This is a genomic window from Rhodococcus sp. YH1 (genome assembly GCF_009939605.1).
GTDB classification, from domain to species: Bacteria; Actinomycetota; Actinomycetes; order Mycobacteriales; family Mycobacteriaceae; genus Rhodococcus; species Rhodococcus aetherivorans.
In genome coordinates this window covers 1-17,642 of sequence record NZ_WVTE01000025.1, presented here as the reverse complement: position 1 = coordinate 17,642, position 17,642 = coordinate 1, and the positions used below count along the sequence as shown (strand labels likewise).

The following is a 17,642-nucleotide window of genomic DNA, read 5'->3' as shown; positions in this document are numbered from 1 at the left end:
CCTCGCGTCCACGACGCGAGGCCCGCCGGCTCGTCCCGGCACTGCGTGCCACCGGCGATGTCCTAGCATCCCTTCCAGACCCGGCGACCGCCGCCGGGCCCGCGCCAGGGAGCTGGCACGACCCGGACGGAGTGACACATGACCGATCTGCCCACGCAGGAGCACCTGACCGACCCCGCGGCCGTCACCGAACAGCACAACAACGGCTTCGGCTCCGTCCTCGGCCTCGAGTTCACCGAACTCGGCCCGGACCGGGTCCGCGCGCACTGGACCGTCACCCCGACCCAGCACCAGCCGTTCGGCATCGTCCACGGCGGCGTCTACTGCGCGGTCGTCGAGTCCGTCGCCAGCTTTGCCGGCAGCATCTGGCTCGGCGACCGCGGCAAGGTGGTGGGGGTGAACAACAACACCGACTTCATCCGCGCCACCCGCGAGGGTGTGCTCACCGCCACCGCCACCCCCATCCAGCGCGGGCGCAGCCAGCAGCTGTGGCAGGTCGCCATCACCGACGAACAGGACCGCACCGTCGCCCACGGGCAGGTGCGCCTCGCCAACATCCTCGATCCCGACGCCCTGGGGGGCTGACCACAGCGGTGGGGCCGCCGGAACCGGCCTCAGTCCGCGGCGCGGCGGCGGCCGCGTCTCAGCCCGCGGCGCGGCGGCGGCCGCGTCTCAGCCCGCGGCGCGGCGGCTGCCGCGTTCGGTCTCCTCGGTGTGCCGCTGCAGCCGATCGATCGCGTTGCGGGCGAACACCTGCTGCTCCGTCGAGGCCATCTCGTTGCGGCCCCGGGTCAGGAACGTCGTGGCCCACGACAGCAGGGTCGACAGCTTGTTCGAGAACCCCACCAGGTACAGCAGGTGGATCCCCAGCCAGGCCACCCAGCCGACGAACCCGCTGATCTCGAGCTTGCCGACCTTCGCGACCGCGCTGAACCGGCTGATCGTGGCCATCGAACCCTTGTCGAAGTACTTGAACGGCTTGCGTTCGGCCGGACTGTGACCGGACAGGCCCGCCACGATCTGCCGCGCCGCGTACTTACCGCCCTGCATCGCCACCTGCGCCAGGCCGGGCAGCTTGTCCAACGACATCATGTCGCCGATGACGAACACGTTCGGGTGACCGGGCAGCGACAGGTCCGGATTCACCTGGACCCGGCCCGCCCGGTCGACCTCGGCGCCGGACTGCTCGGCGAGCTGCCGGCCCAGCGGGCTCGCCGACACGCCCGCCGACCACACCTTGCACTGCGATTCGATCCGGCGCTCGGTGCCGTCCTTCTCCCTGATCGTCAGGCCCGTCGCGTCCACGTCGGTGACCATCGCGTTGAGCTGGATCTCCACGCCGAGCTTCTCGAGGGTCTGACGGGCCTTGGCGCTGAGCTTGCCCCCGTACACCGGCAGCACGTCCGGTGCCCCGTCGAGCAGCACCACCCGCGCCGACGACGGATCGATGGTGCGGAACGCGCCCCGGAGCGTGTGATGGGACAGCTCCGCGATCTGCCCGGCGAGTTCCACCCCCGTGGGGCCCGCCCCGACCACCACGAACGTGAGCAGCTGCCGCTGCTCGGCCGGATCCTCGGACAGTTCCGCCTGCTCGAACGCCCCGAGGATCCGGCCGCGCAGCTCGAGCGCGTCGTCGATCGTCTTCATGCCGGGCGCGAACTCGGCGAACTGGTCGTTGCCGAAATACGACTGCCCGGCACCGGCGGCGACGATCAGGCTGTCGAACGGCGTCACCGTCTCGTGCTCGAGGAACCGGGACGTGACGGTCTGCTGCGTCAGATCGATCGACTCGACGTCGCCGAGCAGCACCTGCGCGTTCTTCTGCTTGCGCAGCACCAGGCGGGTCGGGGGCGCGATGTCGCCCACCGACAGGATGCCCGTCGCCACCTGGTACAGCAGCGGCTGGAAGAGGTGGTGCGTGGTCCGAGCGACGACGGTGACGTCCACGTCGGCACGTGCGAGGGCCTTGGTGGCGAACAGGCCCCCGAATCCGGATCCGATCACCACGACATGGTGACGACGTGGCTCAACCGACTGGATGCTCATTCCGTGCTCCTCGATGTCTCGGGTCGACCGGGCAACCGGTGGGGGGACGAGCGACGGGGCTCCCGCGCCGCCCCCAGTCTGTCAGCAATACCCGCTCACCACAGGCTTACGCGTCCCGCCACCGGCCGGCCCCCGCGCGCCGGGCCTCACTCGCGCCGGTCGAGCAGCCCGTAGACCGGATTGTGCCGCGCGGCGTGCCGGACCGCGTCGTCCGTCGCCGACGTATAGATCTGCACGGTCTGCAGCGACCGGTGTCCGAGCAACTGCTGCAGTTCCACCATCGTCGCGCCGCCGTCGGCCAGACTGGTGGCGAAGGTGTGCCGCAGCGCGTGCGCGAGGGCGCCCCGCTTGCGCTCACCCTCGATGCCCGCCATCCGGTACATCCGCCGCACCCGGTACTGCAGCGTGCCGCGGGTGATGCGCCGGCCGTCGGCGCCGACGAACAACGGATCGGACGGGGGATAGCGCTCCCACACCGCCGGCGTCTCGTCGTCGCCGCGCCGGGACCGCTGGGACGGGGGGAACCGCGTGTAGCGCTCCTCGAGGTACCCGGAGACGATCGCCGTCCAGCTCTCCTCGAGCGGAATCCGCCGTTCCACCGATCCCTTGCCCATCACCCGCAGCACGGGCGCCTCGGTGCCGCCGAGAACGCTGCCGAGATCGAGGCGGATCAGCTCCTCCGAGCGGATGCCGGTCAGCAACAGGGTCGCGATGAGCGCCAGATCGCGCTGAGGCCACTCCCGGCCCGAGGCGGCGGGGCGCTGCGCCTCGACGGTGAGGGTGTCGACGAGTTGACCGATCGCCTTGGGCGTGAACGACTTCGGGGTGTGCTGCGGCCGCTTCGGCTGGGCGATCGACGCCATCGGGTTGCCCTCCGACACCCCCTCGGAGACGAGGAAGTTGCAGAAGCTGTTCCACACCGACCAGGCCCGCCGCACCGACGCCGGTTGCCGCTCCCGCGCGAACGCGGCGAACGCCGAGCGCATCGCCCGGATCGTGATGTCCTGCACGCACAGGTCCTCCGGGGCGACCGAGAGCTTGACGCCGAGTTCCTCGCACACCGCCTGCAGATCCAGTCGGTACGCCTTGACGGTGTGCGCCGACCGCTTCGCCGTCTGCAACGTCTCGAGATACGCGGCGACCCAGTCCAGCAACCCCGGATCCACCCGGCTCGTCATGCCCCTCCTCACGTACCGGTCGTACACCTGTGCGATACCAGTGTGACATCCGGGACCGACGGGAACGGTGTGACAACAGGAAAGGGGAGTGGGGACCCGAGGCGGGGCGCGGGTGCCGGACTCCTATCGGGGCACGGACCTGCCGAGCCGGTGCGGTCCCGGCCCCTGCGCTCCCAGCACGTCGCCGGGGTTGGCCAGCGGACACGAGGCCAGGCTCAGGCAGCCGCAACCGATGCAGTCGGTGAAACTGTCCCGCAGGGCGGTGAGCGCCTCGATCCGCTCGGTGAGCCGGTCGTGCCACTGCCGCGACAGCCGGGCCCAGTCCGCGGCGGTGGGCACCCGGCTGTCCGGCAACGAATCGAGCGCCTCCCGGATCTCGTCGAGGGAGACTCCGACGCCCTGGGCGACCCGGATGAACGCCAGGCGACGCAGCGTGTCGCGCCGGTAGGTGCGCCGGTTCCCGGAGGTGCGCCTGCTGTCGATCAGGCCGCGGGCCTCGTAGTAGTGCAGCGCGGACACCGCCACCCCGGAGCGGGCGGACAGCTCGCCCGGGGTCAACCACACGCTCGGCCGCATCGACGTCCCTCCCGTACCCCGGGCCGGCCCGGCGGAACCGACCATACCTGTCGAACCCGAATCTACGTCGACGCGGAAGGGGGTGCCGTGCGGGGAGAGGTCCGGGACGGGAGGGGTGGGCGAGACGTATCGCCGCCCGGGGACGAGCGCGAGGGTTGCCTTCCCGGCGCTCACCCGCACGCGGGCCGGTTCGTCGCGCCCGGGGCGCAAGGGAGGAGGGCGGCGACCCCGGGATTGCCCACACGGCGGCGTTCCGCCGGCATCCGGGAGCGTCCCGCCGCGACCTCTGCCGCGCATGATGGATAACGGTGATTATCCATCATAATCGTTATTATAAATGACGAGGAGTGCGGCGCCGACCCCGACGAGAGGATCGACGCGGTGCGCCGTGGGGCCGGGCATGCCGGCCGGTCGCCGGCGGCGCGGGACATTCCCGGCCGTCGGGGTGCTCGGGCATCGGGGTGCTCGGGCATCGGGGAGGAGGCCTCGTCCATGCCGAACGTCGCGCGCCGCAGGGGCGTCGGGACGGGTCCGTGCGGTATATCTTCACGGCAGGTCGGATCGTCTGCGAGATGTCGTGATCCCGTATGTGGCGATCGGCCGTCGCGCCGAAGAACGTCGCAGCAGCGCACCGGCCGTTCCGTGGGGCGGCCCGCCGTTCCCGGCGCTGCCGGAGCGGATCCAATCCGCCGTCTGCTCGATCGCCCTCCGCCGTCGCGACGCGGGGCGTGGACCACCTCGGCGCTGTATTCGATCCCGGTGGGGAGTTCTCCGATCCGTTAGTTGACATAATGTGGATTATCGGCAATAAGGGTACCGGCCGTGACCAGCCTTTTCGCCGACGCGGGATCCGGTCGGGTGTCGAGGATGTCGCGAGCCTGCCCGTCGTGACGACGTTCATCTGCTCGGCTTTCGGCGTCGCGGCGCAACGTCGGGCACTTTGTATCGCGGGCTCGCTGCCGAACCGCGCCGCCCAGAGCCCGGACGTGCCTGCCGCCGAGCGGCCGGATGCCACCCCGGGATCAGCAATCGACCACGTGCTCCGGCGTGGCGTGCCCTCGCCCCCCTGCGGGCCTCTCGCGAAGGAATTCGTCACAGTGACGATTGCTGGGGTGAATCCCCGGTCAGCGTCCCTCAGCAGTCGCCGGGTCGGCAACGCCGCAGCTGGCCGGACAGGTAGCGCTTGGCGCGGCGATGTCCACCCGCGCTGTCGAATTCGAGGTTCAACTCGTTCAGCAGCGTTGCCAGCAGACTCGCCTGAGGGGTCCATCCGTGTCGGTGTCGGCACTGTGCGAGCCAGTCGATCGGGCCCATGTGTCCGCGATCCGCGTTGCACCGCGGGCACGCGGCAGCCTCGTTGGCGGCGATGCTGGGACCGCCTTTGACTCACGGCACGAGGTGTTCGGTGGTCGGTGGTACCAGGGGCCCGAACCGTCTGCCGCACCACAGGCATCGGCCGCCCTGACGGTCGACAGCGAGCACGAGTCTGGCGGCACGGTCCACTCGTCGATGGTAACCAGCGGCGCTGCCGACACCGCCGGCCTCGAACCGCCTCCCCTCCCCTCGCGCCGCACAAAATTCATCGACCCTGATACGTCACTGTGACAAAAATCGGACTGGGAGGGGTCGACCGGCGGCGCTCGAAGGGACGATCGACTCTCGCTGCCCTGGTGTCGATCCCGTTAGGCTTTCCGGACATTCGCCGAAGGAGGACTTTCGTGAGCGGCCATGAAGTGAAGATGATCGTGCTGTCGACCGACGATCTCGACGAGTCGATCAAGTTCTACAACGAGACCCTGGGCATGGCGTTGAAGTTCCGCGACGGCGCTCATTTCGCGGCCCTCGACGGTGGCGGGGTCACCCTCGCACTCGCGACCGCAATCGACCATCCGATCCACGGCCAGGTGGTCGTCGGCATCAAGACCGCCGACGTGGACGCCGCCGCGAAGGCCATCGAAGAAGCCGGCGGCGGCATCGTGAAGGGCCCGTACGACGACGCGCACGAGCGCCGCGCCGTGGTGTACGACAACAAGGGCAACGGGTTGGTCTTCTACAGCCCGCTCGGGCGGTGATCGGTCGCAGACCCCACGTCCCCGCCGCGTGCCGACCTGTTCTGGGTCGACGCGCCGGATCGGATATATGACCGGAGGGGCCGGTGGCAGCTCGTCAGGGCCGCGCGCAGTGCTCATCGAGGGCGAGATCGCCGGGACGTGGCGGCCGCGCAAGCGCGGTCGCCTTCTGACGTTATGGACCGGGAGGTCGATCCGGTCCGCCCCGATGTGCCGGGCGGTGGCCTCAGCCCCGCGGGCCCGCGCCGGTGATCGCGGTGTCCGCCAGCCGCGCCGACAGGACCCGCACGATCGCCTCGACCGCGTGCGGGGCCACCATCTCGTGGTGGTCGCAGTCGATCCGGTACTGGTGGATCTCCCCCGACACCACGTTGTGCCAGGCCGCGACCGCCGGCGCCGGTGCCGCGGACCGGGTGGCGGTGAAGAACAGCACGTCCCCGTCGAAGGTGGCGGGCGTGTGCCGGCGGGCGGCCCGCAACGCGGCGGCCGAGCCGCGGTGGATCCGCTCGAGGTGCGCGGCGGTCAGGCCGGTGCCGCCGCCGAGCGCGGCGTCGAGGAGCGCCGACGCCTGGTCGTAGGTCGGGTCCTGCTCGGCGTCGACCGGCACGCCGAGGTCGCGGAGCATGTCGCGGACCCCGACCGACCCGGCGCCCCGGACGCTGAGGTGGCTGTCGAGCAGGGCCAGGGTGTCCACGCGCTCCCCCGCCCGGCGCAGGTCCACGGCGACCGCGTGGGCGACGACGCCGCCCAGCGACCAGCCGAGCAGGTGGTAGGGGCCGTGGGGCTGGATGCGCCGGATCTCCTCGACGTACCGCTGGGCCAGCGCGGTGACGGACTCCGGGGCGGGGCCGCCGCTGAGAGTGGGCAGCTGCAGCCCGTAGACCGGCCGGTCGCCGCCGATGCGTTGTGCGAGCGGCGCGTACGCCCACGACAGGCCGGCGGCCGGGTGGAGGCAGAACAGCGGTGCGCCGGTGCCTTCACGTAGCGGCACGAGCACCTGCAGGGCCTCGTCGATGCCGGTGCGTTCCTGCGGGCCGCCGAGGTGGGCGGCGAGGCCGGCGGGGGTCGGATGGACGAAGATCGACTGCAGCGGGACCGGACGGCCGAGACGTTCGCCGAGCGCCGGCAGCATCCGGGTGGCGAGCAGCGAGGTGCCGCCGAGGTCGAAGAAGTTGTCGTCGACCGAGACCCGGTCGAGGCCGAGATGCTCGACGAACACCCCCACCACGGTGCGCTCGAGGTCCGTGGCCGGGGCGCGGTAGGCGCCGCCGAGCGCCGAGAAGTCCGGCTCCGGCAGGGCGCGCCGGTCCAGTTTGCCGGCGGGCGTGAGCGGGATCCTGTCGAGCACGATCACGGCCGTGGGCACCATGTGCGCCGGAAGGTGTTGCGACACATGCTTTCTGATGTCGGCGGGGCCGGGGGCGGTGCCGGGGGCGGGCAGCACGTAGGAGACGAGGACGGTCTCCCCCGACGGGGCGGTGTGGCCGATGGTGTGGGCGAACGCCACGTCCCGGTGTCCGGTGAGTGCGGCGTCGATCTCGGCGAGTTCGATGCGGAAGCCGCGGACCTTGACCTGGAAGTCGGAGCGGCCGACGTACTCGAGGTCGTGCTCCTTGGTCCAGCGCACGACGTCGCCGGTGCGGTACATCCGCTCCCCCGGCACCCCGAACGGGTCGGCGACGAAGCGCGCGGCGGTCAGGTCGGGTCGGGCGTGGTAGCCGCGCGCGAGGCCCGGCCCGGCGACATACAGTTCGCCGGCGACGCCGACGGGCACGGGGCGCAGCCGGGTGTCGAGGACGACGGCGTGGAAGGCGCGGGTCGGCCGGCCGATGGTGACGGGTTCGCCCGGGGTCAGGGGGTCGCTGACGGAGGTCATGATGGTCGCCTCGGTGGGGCCGTAGGCGTCGACCATGCGGCGGCCGGGGGCCCAGCGGGCGACGAGTTCGGGTGGGCACGCCTCGCCGGCGACGAGGAGCACCTCCAGGCTGTCGACGGCGTCCGGGTCGAGGGAGGCCAGCGCGGTGGGCGTGATGAACGCGTGGGTGACCTGTTCGGTGTGCAGGACGTCGGCGAGTTCGTCGCCGCCGTACACGGTCGGCGGCACGATCACGAGGGTGGCGCCGGCCGAGAGGGCCATCATCTGTTCGAACACCGAGGCGTCGAAGCTCGGTGAGGCCAGGTGCGAGACGCGGCTGCCGGGCCGGACGTCGAGGTGGAGGTGTTCCTCGACGGCGAGGTCGGACAGGCCGCGGTGGGTGAGCACGACGCCCTTGGGCCGGCCGGTCGAACCGGAGGTGTAGATCAGGTAGGCGGGATGGTCGGGTTCGAGGGGCGCGGTGCGGTCGGTGTCGGTCGGGGGTTCGGGCGGGTACGGCGCGAGTTCGGCGACGGTGGTGGCGGAGTCGAGGGCGAACCACGGCACGGTGGCGGGCAGCCCGTCGCGGTGGGCGGTGACGGTGAGGCCGAGGGCGGCGCCGCTGTCGGCGAGCATGTATTCGATGCGGTCGCGGGGGTAGCTCGGGTCGACGGGCACGAAGGCGGCGCCGGTCTTGGTCACGGCCCACAGCGCGGTCACGGAGTCGAGGCTGCGGGGCAGGCCGAGGGCGACGACGGTCTCGGGGCCGACGCCGTAGTCGACGAGCATCCGGGCGAGGCGGCTCGAGTGGGCGTCGAGATCGCGGTAGGTGGCGCGGCGGGGCCCGTCGACGACGGCGAGGGCGTCGGGATCGACGGCGACGGCGTCGGCGAGGATCTGTGGCCACAGCCGGGTGCCGAGGGTGTGCGGGCCGTGCGCGGGGACCAGGGCGCGGGTCTCGTCGGCGGTGACGAGGTCGAGGTCGCCGACGGGGGTGTCGGGGGCGCCGGTGACGGCGTCGAGGAGGCGGACGAACCGGTCGGCGACGGCGGCGACGGTGTCGGCGTCGAACAGGTCGGTGGCGTAGACGAGGGCGGCGTCGAAGCCGGTGGGGGCGCCGGTGTCGTCGTGGTTCTCGCCGAGCAACAGTTCGAGGTCGAAGTTGGCCACCGTCGGATCCAGGGGCAGGCCGGTGACGGTCAGGTGCGGCAGTTCCAGGCGGGGGCGTTCGGTGTTCTGGAATTCGAGGGAGACCTGGAACAGCGGCGCGTGGGCGGTGGAGCGGGCGGGGTCGACGGCGTCGACGACCTGTTCGAAGGGGACGTCGGCGTGGGCGAAGGCGTCGAGGTCGGTGGTGGTGACGTCGGTGAGCAGGTCGGTGTAGGTGATCTGCCCGGGGACGCGGGTGCGCAGCACGAGGGTGTTGACGAACATGCCGACGACGTCGTCGAGGGCACGGTGCCCGCGGCCGGCGATGGGGGTGCCCACGGCGATGTCGTCGCTGCCGGAGAGCCGGGCCAGCAGCACCGCGAGGGCGGCGTGGACGGCCATGAACACGGTGGTGCCGTGGGCGTGGGCGAGGCGGGTCAGGCGGTCGTGCAGGGCGGCGTCGATCGGGAAGCGGACGACGTCGCCGCGGAAGGACCGTTGCGCGGGCCGCGGCCGGTCGGTGGGGAGGGTGAGGACCTCGGGCAGGCCGGCGAGGGTGGTGCGCCAGTAGTCGAGCTGGGTGGCGGCGAGGGAGCCGGGGGTGTCGGCGTCGCCGAGGCGGCCGAGCTGCCAGAGGGTGTAGTCGGCGTACTGCACCTCGAGCGGCGCCCAGGCGGGGGCGTCGCCGCGGGTGCGGGCTTGGTAGGCGGTCATCAGGTCGCGGGCCAGGGGGGCGGTGGAGAAGCCGTCGGCGGCGATGTGGTGGACGACGAGGACGGCGAGATGGTCGTCGCGGCCGAGGGTGTACACCCGCGCCCGTAGCGGCACATCGACGGTGACGTCGAATCCGGTGGCGGCGAACTCTCCGGCGGCGGTGACGACGGTGTCCTCGGTGGCGGGCACGACGTCGACGGTGAGGCCGACGTCGTCGGCGTCGAGGATCCGCTGCACGGGCCCGGTGGGGCCGGCCGGGTAGACGGTACGCAGGCTCTCGTGCCGGGCCAGGACGTCGCGGACGGCGGTGTCGAGCGCGGCGACGGACAGATGGCCGGTCAGCCGGATCGCGAGCGGGATGTTGTAGGCCGGGGAGCTGGTGTCGAACTGGTTGACGAACCACATGCGCTGCTGGGCCGGGGACAGCGGGATGCGGTCGGGACGCGGGCGCCGGGCCGGTCCGGTGCCGATGGCGGGTTCGGCGCCCGGGGTTTCGGCGAGGCGGGCGGCGAGGGCGCGGACGGTGGGGGCCTCGAACAGGGCCCGCACCCCGAGGTCGACCCCGAGGGCGGCGCCGAGACGGGAGGCGGCGCGGGTCGCGACGAGGGAGTTGCCGCCGATGTCGAAGAAGCTGTCGGTGACCGAGACCCGGTCGAGGCCGAGGACGTCGGCGAACACCCCGGCGACGGCGGTTTCGAGTGCGCCGGCGGGTGGGACGTAGTCGCCGCTGCCGCCGGACAGGTCCGGTGCGGGCAGGGCGCGGCGGTCGAGCTTGCCGACCGGGGTGAGGGGGATCTCGTCGAGGACGACGACCGCGGCGGGCACCATGTGCGCCGGCAGCCGGTCGCCGACGTGCGCGCGCAGGGCGTCGGCGTCGATGTCGTGTCCGGGGGTGGGCAGGACGTAGGCGACGAGCACGGTCTCCCCCGACGGGGCGGTGTGGCCGAGGGTCGCGGCGAATGCGACGCCCGGGTGGCTGCACAGCGCGGCGTCGATCTCGCCGAGTTCGATGCGGAAGCCGCGGACCTTGACCTGGAAGTCGGAGCGGCCCACGTATTCGAGTTCGAGGGCGTCGGTCCAGCGCACCACGTCGCCGGTGCGGTACAGCCGCTCCCCCGGCGCCCCGAACGGATCCGCGACGAACCGGCCGGCCGTCAGGTCGGGGCGGGCGTGGTAGCCGCGGGCCAGGCCGAGGCCGCCGAGGTACAGCTCGCCCGCGACGCCGGCGGGCACGGGGCGCAGGGCGGCGTCGAGGACGAGGGCGCGGACGCCGCGCAGCGGGCCGCCGAGCGTGATGGGGCCGGCGACGGTCATCGGGGCGCTGATGGCGGCCATGATCGTGGTTTCGGTGGGGCCGTAGGCGTTGACCAGGCGCCGGCCGGGCGCCCAGGTGTCGCGCAGTTCCGACGGCCATGCCTCGCCGCCGACGGCGAGCTCGGCGAAGGCGTCGAGGTTGTCGGGGGGCAGGGAGGCCAGGGCGGCGGGGGTGATGAAGCCGTGGGTGACGCCGTGCGCGCGTAGGACGCGGGCGAGTTCGTCGCCGCCGTACACGGTGGGCGGTACGACCGCCAGGGTGGCACCGGAACCGAACGCGAGCAGGTATTCGAAGATCGAGGCGTCGAAGCTCGGCGAGGAGAAGTGCATGACGGTCGCGCCGGGGCCGGCGCCGAACCGGCTGCGCTGGTCGAGGGCGAAGTTCTCGAGGCTGCGGTGGGTGGTCACCACGCCCTTCGGGCGGCCGGTGGAGCCGGAGGTGTAGATGAGGTAGGCGGGGTGGTCCAGGCGCAGCGGGCTGCGGCGGTCGGCGTCGCCGATCGGGTCGGTCGAGGCGTCGGCGAGCCGGGCGGCGAAGGCGTCGGTGTCGACGGTGAGCCAGCGGGCGGTGTCCGGCAGCGTGTCGCGGTGCGCGGCGGTGGTCACGCCGAGGGTGGCGCCGCTGTCGGCGAGCATGAAGGCGATGCGGTCGGTGGGATAGTTCGGGTCGACGGGCACGAACGCGGCGCCGGTCTTGGTGACCGCCCACATCGCGGCCACCGAGTGCAACGATCGCGAAATCCCCAGGGCCACGAAGGTTTCCGGACCCACGCCGAGGTCGAGCAGGACGCGGGCGGCGCGGGTGGACCATTCGTCGAGCCGGCGGTAGGTCCACCGGGCGGCGCCGTCGACGATCGCGACGGCGTCCGGATGGGCGGCGGCGGTCGCGGTGAACAGCTCCGGCAGGGTGCGGGTGGTGCCGCCGGCGGGACCGCGGACCGGGGCGAGGACGGCGCGTTCGTCGTCGAGGAGCACGTCGACGGCCGCGGCCGGGGCGTCGAGATCGGTGGCCAGGGTGGTCAGGGCCCGCTCGAGGCGGCGGGCGACGGTCTCGACGGCCGGGCGGTCGAACACCTCGGGCAGGTACTTCAGCCGCAGGTGCAGGGTCGCGGTGTCGCCGGTGCCGGCCGGGTGCGCGACGATGCTCAGCGGGTAGTGCGCGGCGTCGTGGCCGCTGATGCCGGCCACCCGCATCCCGGCGATGTCGGTGTCCTCGGTCAACCCGGCCCGGTCCACCGGATAGGACTCGAACACGGTGAGGGTGTCGAAGCCGGCGGCGGCGCCGACGCGGCGTTCGATGGCGCTCAGACCGATGTGGTGGTGGTCGAGCATGGCCGCCTGCTCGGCCTGCACCCGGTCGAGCAGGGCGCCGAGGGTCTCGGCGGGCCGCACGGTGACCCGGACGGGGACGGTGTTGATGAACAGCCCGACCATCGACTCGATGCCGGCGACCTGTGGGGGTCGGCCGGAGACGGTGGCGCCGAAGACGACGTCGTGGCGGCCGGTCAGCGCGCCGAGCACGAGCGCCCACGCGGTCTGCACCACGGTGTTGACGGTCACGCCTCGGTCGGTGGCGACGGCGTCGAGGCGCGCGGCGAGACCGGACGGCAGGTCCAGGTCGAGGTCCTGCGAGACCGCGGCGGTGCGGCCGGGGCGGTGCGCGGGGGCGAGCAGGGTGGGCTCGTCGAGACCGGCGAGGGTGTGGGCCCAGGCGTCCGCGGCGGTGTCGGGGTCCTGCCCGGCCAGCCACTGCAGATAGTCGCCGTAGCTGCGGGGCCGGTCGAGGGCGGCGGTGTCGCCGTCGGTGGCATACAGCAGCAGCAGGTCCTTGACCAGCAGCGGCGTGGACCAGCCGTCGAGCAGGATGTGGTGATTGGTCAGGGCCAGCCGGTACCGGTCGGCGGCGACCCGGACGAGGGTGGCGCGCAGCAGCGGGGCGACGGCGGTGTCGAATCGGGTGCGGCGGTCCTCGTCGAGCAGGCGCGCCGCCTGACGGTCCGGATCGTCGAGGCCGGTCAGGTCCAGCACCGTCCAGGGCAGTTCGACGCGGGCGGGGACGACCTGGACGAAGCCGCCGGAGCCGTCGTCGGCGAACGCGGCCCGCAGGTTGGGGTGCCGGTCGAGCAGCACCTGCGCGGCGCGGCGCAGCCGGTCCGGGTCGACGGTGCCGTGCAGGTCGAGGACGAGTTGCACGACGTAGGCGTCGGCGGACTGCGCGGAAAGCAGGGCGTGGAACAGCAACCCCGCCTGCAGCGGGGCGACGGGCCACACGGTGGCCAGGCCGGTGTCGTGCCCGGCCGCCCGGTAGTGGCGTTCGAGGCGGTCGAGGGTGGGCTGGTCGAGGGCGACGAGGGGCACGTCGGACGGGGTCAGGCCGCCGGCGTGCGGGTCGCGGGCATGCCGGGCCAGGGCGGCGGCCGCGGCCGCCCACCGGTCGGTGAGGGCGACGACGTCGGCGTCGGCGAGCAGGTGCTGCGGGTAGGAGAAGGTGGCGCGCAGCACCGGCCCGTCGGGGGTGGACACGGTGACGGCGTTGATGTCGACGGCGGCGGCGGCCGGCATGTCCGGGCTCTGGGCGCCGCCGCGGTCGAAGGCGTCCACCGGCAGCCACGGGGTGTCCGCTTCGGTGAGGGCCGGGGTGAGGCGGCCGAGGTAGTTGAAGCTGATCTGCGGGGCGGGGCGGGTCCGCAGCCGGACGGCGGTGCCGGCGTTGAGGTAGCGCAGCAGGCCGAACCCGAGGCCGTGGTCGGGGACGGCGGCGAGCTGTTCCTTCACGGCCTTGATCGCGGCACCGGCGGCGTCGCCGCCGCGCAGCGCGTCCGGCAGGTCGACACCGCTCAGGTCGAGCCGGACCGGATGGATGGTGGTGAACCAGCCGACGGTGTGGGACAGGTCCGCGCCCGGGGCGACGGCGGTCTCCCGGCCGTGTCCCTCGAGGCCGACCAGCACGTCGTCCACGTCGGTGCCGTGGTCGCGGCGCCAGGCGGTGACCGCCAGTGCCAGGGCGGTGAGCAGGCCGTCGTTGACGGTGCCGTGGAAGGCGCCGGGCACCGCGGTCAGCAGCGCGGCGGTGACGTCGGCGGGCAGGTCGGTGGAGACGGTGCGGACCGTGGCGTTGGTGTCGACGACCGGGTCGAGGGGACGGTCCCCGAGCAGCGGGTCGTCACCGTCGAGGATCGCGGTCCAGCGGTCGAGTTCGGCGACGCGGTCGGACCGGTGCGCGGCCTCGACGAGGGCGTGCGCCCAGCGCCGCACGGAGGTGCCGGCGGGGGGCTCCTCGACCGCGGTGCCGTGGAGGGCGGCGGCCCACGCGGCCGCGAGGTCGGGAACGAGGATGCGCCAGGACACGCCGTCGACGGCGAGGTGGTGTACGACCAGCAGCAGACGCCCGGAGCCGGCGGCGGCGTCGAACCACACCGCCTGCAGCAGGATTCCGGCGGCGGTGTCGAGCCGGTCGGCGGCGGCGTCGAGTTCGGCGGCGGCGAGGGCGAAGAAGTCGTCGGTGTCGGCGGCGGTGGTGACGGGGACGCGGTGGATGAGCGTGTCGGCGGTGACCGCGCCGGGACCGCGGACCTGCAGGCCGACCCCGGCGGGGTCGTCCACGTCGGGGACGAGGCGGGCGCGGAGCATGTCGTGTCGGTCCAGCACCGTCTGCAGCGTGGCCGCGAGGGTGACGCGGTCCAGGCCGGCGGGCAGCCGCAGCAGCGCGGCCTGGGAGTAGCGGTCGATGCTGCCGCCGCGTTCGAGCATCCACCGCACGATCGGGGTCAGGGGCACGGGGCCGACGCCGCGGCCGGGCAGTTCGGCGAGGACGGCCGGGCCGTCGCCGAGGGTGGCGACGGCGGCGAGCGCGGCGGGGGTCTTGCGTTCGAACACATCCCGGGGGGTCAGCTCGATCCCGGCGGCCCGGGCGCGCGAGACCAGCTGGATGGACATGATGCTGTCGCCGCCGAGCGCGAAGAACGAGTCGTCCACTCCGACCGTCTCGAGGCCGAGGACCTGCGCGAACAGCTCGACGAGCTGCTTTTCGAGGTGGCCGGCGGGGGCACGGGTCTCGGTGGCCAGCGCCCCGAAGTCGGGGTCGGGCAGGGCCTTGCGGTCGAGCTTGCCGGTGGCCGTGACCGGCAGGGTGTCGAGGACGACGAGGGTGGCCGGGACCATGTAGGCGGCGAGGTCACCGGCGACCCGGTTCAGCGTGGCGGCCACATCCACGGTCGCGGCGGTCTCCGGAACCACGTACCCGACGAGGCGGTCGGCGGCGCGGTCGTCGCGGTGGAGCACCACGACGGCGCGGGCGACGCCGGGGCAGCGCAGCAGCGCCGCCTCCACCTCCCCCAGCTCGATGCGGAAACCGTGCAGCTGCACCTGGAAGTCGCTGCGGCCGACGTATTCGAGCCGGCCGTCGCGGCGCCGGCGGGCGAGGTCGCCGGTGCGGTACAGGCGGGCGCCGGGCCCGCCGAACGGGTCGGCGACGAAGCGCGCGGCGGTCAGGGCGGGGCGGCCGAGATAGCCGCGGGCGGCCTGCCCGCCGGAGACGTACATCTCGCCGATCACGCCGGCCGGCACCGGGTGCAGCCGCCGGTCGAGGACGTGCACCGTCAGGCCGGGAATGGCGTCGCCGATGACGCTGGCCGAGGCGGTCGCGGCGAACTGCCGGTCCAGCGGCTGCAAGGTCACGTGCACGGTGGTCTCGGTGATGCCGTACATGTTCACCAGCACCGGCGCGGTGTCCGGGTGGCGGCGGTACCAGCGTTCGAGCTGGGCGAGGTCGAGGGCTTCGCCGCCGAAGACGACGTAGCGCAGCGACAGGGTGTGCTCGCCGGCGGCGCGGTCGGCCTCGATCAGCTGGTAGAACGCGGTGGGTGTCTGGTTGAGCACGGTGACGTGCTCGCGGCGCAGCAGGTCGAGGAATGCCTCCGGGGAGCGGGCGGTGTGGTGGTCGACGACGACGAGGCGGCCGCCGTAGGCGAGTGCGCCCCACAGTTCCCACACCGAGAAGTCGAAGGCGTACGAGTGGAACATGGTCCACACGTCGTGCTCGTCGAATCCGAACCTGTCGTGGGTTTCGGCGAGGAGGGTGACGACGTTGCGGTGCGGGACGACGACGCCCTTGGGGCGGCCGGTCGAGCCGGAGGTGTAGATGACGTAGGCGGTGTGGTCGGGGTGCAGCACACCGAGCCGGTCGGCGTCGGTGAGCGGGCCGTCGGGCAGTTCCGCGAGCCGGGCGGCGGTGTCCTGGGTGTCGAGCAGCAGCACCGGGGCGTCCCCCGCGGGCAGGGTGGCGGCGTCGGCGCCGGTGGTGACGATGCAGACTGGCCGGGCGTCGGCGAAGAGGAACGCGAGCCGTTCCGGCGGGTAGGACACGTCGACGGGCAGGTATCCGGCGCCGGTCTCGAGGACGGCGAGCAGCGTGACGATCAGGTCGGTCGAGCGGGGCACGGCGACGGCGACGAGCCGGTCGGGTCCGGCGCCGTGCGTGATCAGGGCGCGGGCGAGGCGACGGGCCCGCGCGGCGAGTTCGCGGTAGGTCAGCGCCGGGGTGGCCGGGTCGGTGGGGGCGGTGATCGCGACGGTGTCGGGTGCTGCGGCGACGGACCGCGCGAAGAGGGCGGGGAGGGTCTCGGCGTGCCGGTCGGGGTCGGGGCGTCGCGCGGCGGCGGGCCGTTCGGCGGGGTCGAGCAGGTCGAGGTCGCCGACGGGTCGGGCGGGGTCGGCGGTGACGGCCGTGAGGACCCGCAGGAACCGGTCGGCGAACGCGGTGACGGTGTCGGCGTCGAACAGGTCGGTGGCGTAGGTGAAGGCCCCGGTCATGCCGGCGGGGTCGGTGCCGGCGGCCGGGTTCTCCCCCATGGTCAGCTGCAGGTCGAACTTGGCGACGGGGGCGTCGGCGTCGAGGGCGTCGACGGTCAGGTCGGGCAGGGCGAGGTGGGCGCGTTCGTTGTTCTGGAATTCGAGGACCACCTGCACGAGCGGGGCGTGGTCGGTGGCGCGGGTGGGGGCGAGGGCGTCGACGAGCTTCTCGAAGGGCAGGTCGGCGTGCCCGAAGGCGGCGAGGTCGACCTCGCGGGTGCGTTCGAGGTGATCGGCGAACGGCAGGCCGGGGGCGACGGGGGTGCGCAGCACCAGGGTGTTGACGAACATGCCGACCAGATCGTCGAGGGCACGGTGCCCGCGGCCGGCGATGGGGGTGCCCACGGCGATGTCGTCGCTGCCGGAGAGCCGGGCCAGCAGCACCGCGAGGGCGGCGTGCACGGCCATGAACACGGTGGCGCCGTGGGCGGCTGCGAGGTCGGCGAGCCGGCGGTGCAGCTCGGGCTCGACGTCGAAGCGGACGGTGGCGCCGCGGAACGACTGGTGCGGCGGGCGGGGCCGGTCGGTGGGCAGGGACAGGATCTCGGGCAGGTCGGCCAGGGCGGTGCGCCAGAACTCGAGCTGCCGGGCGGCGAGCGAATCCGGGTCGGCCGGATCGCCGAGGACCTGCCGCTGCCACAGCGCGTAGTCGGCGTACTGCACCGGCAGCGGCGCCCACGCCGGCTCCTGTCCCCGGGTGCGGGCGGCGTACGCGGTCATCAGATCCCGGGCCAGCGGCGCCATCGACGCCCCGTCCGCCGCGATGTGATGCACCACGAACACCAGCACGTGCTCCCCGTCGCCGAGCGCGAACAACCGCGCCCGCACCGGCACCTGCACCGCCACGTCGAACCCGGCCGTGACCTCGGCGGCCAGACGCTGCGGCAGCTC

At 73.2% G+C, this 17,642-nt stretch carries 6 protein-coding genes and 1 pseudogene; 2 read left to right on the top strand and 5 right to left on the bottom strand.

The features are described from left to right. Positions 1 to 138 precede the first annotated feature (138 nt). Entirely contained in the window at positions 139 to 585 is a 447-nt protein-coding gene (locus tag AIIKEEIJ_RS03020) for a PaaI family thioesterase (RefSeq protein WP_006936807.1), read from the top strand. An 87-nt stretch (positions 586 to 672) separates the two neighbouring features. Here AIIKEEIJ_RS03020 and AIIKEEIJ_RS03015 read toward each other — a convergent pair whose 3' ends face one another. From AIIKEEIJ_RS03015 to AIIKEEIJ_RS33900, 4 genes and pseudogenes are all read right to left on the bottom strand, one after another. Continuing rightward, a complete protein-coding gene (locus AIIKEEIJ_RS03015; RefSeq protein WP_161994902.1) occupies positions 673 to 2,046 on the bottom strand; it encodes an FAD-dependent oxidoreductase in 1,374 nt (457 codons plus the stop codon). A gap of 146 nt (positions 2,047 to 2,192) precedes the next feature. Further along, complete coding sequence (locus tag AIIKEEIJ_RS03010; RefSeq protein WP_006936819.1) at positions 2,193 to 3,224, bottom strand: tyrosine-type recombinase/integrase; 1,032 nt, start codon at positions 3,222 to 3,224, stop codon at positions 2,193 to 2,195. A 123-nt stretch (positions 3,225 to 3,347) separates the two neighbouring features. Next, positions 3,348 to 3,800 carry a redox-sensitive transcriptional activator SoxR gene (soxR, locus tag AIIKEEIJ_RS03005; RefSeq protein ID WP_006936821.1) on the bottom strand — a complete coding sequence of 151 codons (453 nt, stop codon included), beginning with the start codon at positions 3,798 to 3,800 and terminating at the stop codon, positions 3,348 to 3,350. A 1,134-nt stretch (positions 3,801 to 4,934) separates the two neighbouring features. Further along, positions 4,935 to 5,303 (bottom strand): annotated as a pseudogene (locus AIIKEEIJ_RS33900) (HNH endonuclease). Positions 5,304 to 5,518: 215 nt separating this feature from the next. Between AIIKEEIJ_RS33900 and AIIKEEIJ_RS02995 the strand changes: the two are divergent. Continuing rightward, positions 5,519 to 5,872 carry a VOC family protein gene (locus tag AIIKEEIJ_RS02995; RefSeq protein WP_029543805.1) on the top strand — a complete coding sequence of 118 codons (354 nt, stop codon included), beginning with the start codon at positions 5,519 to 5,521 and terminating at the stop codon, positions 5,870 to 5,872. A gap of 223 nt (positions 5,873 to 6,095) precedes the next feature. Here the strand turns inward: AIIKEEIJ_RS02995 and AIIKEEIJ_RS02990 are convergent. Continuing rightward, positions 6,096 to 17,642, bottom strand: an 11,547-nt coding sequence (locus AIIKEEIJ_RS02990; RefSeq protein ID WP_161994901.1) for a non-ribosomal peptide synthetase, incomplete at its 5' end; no start/stop codon positions are given.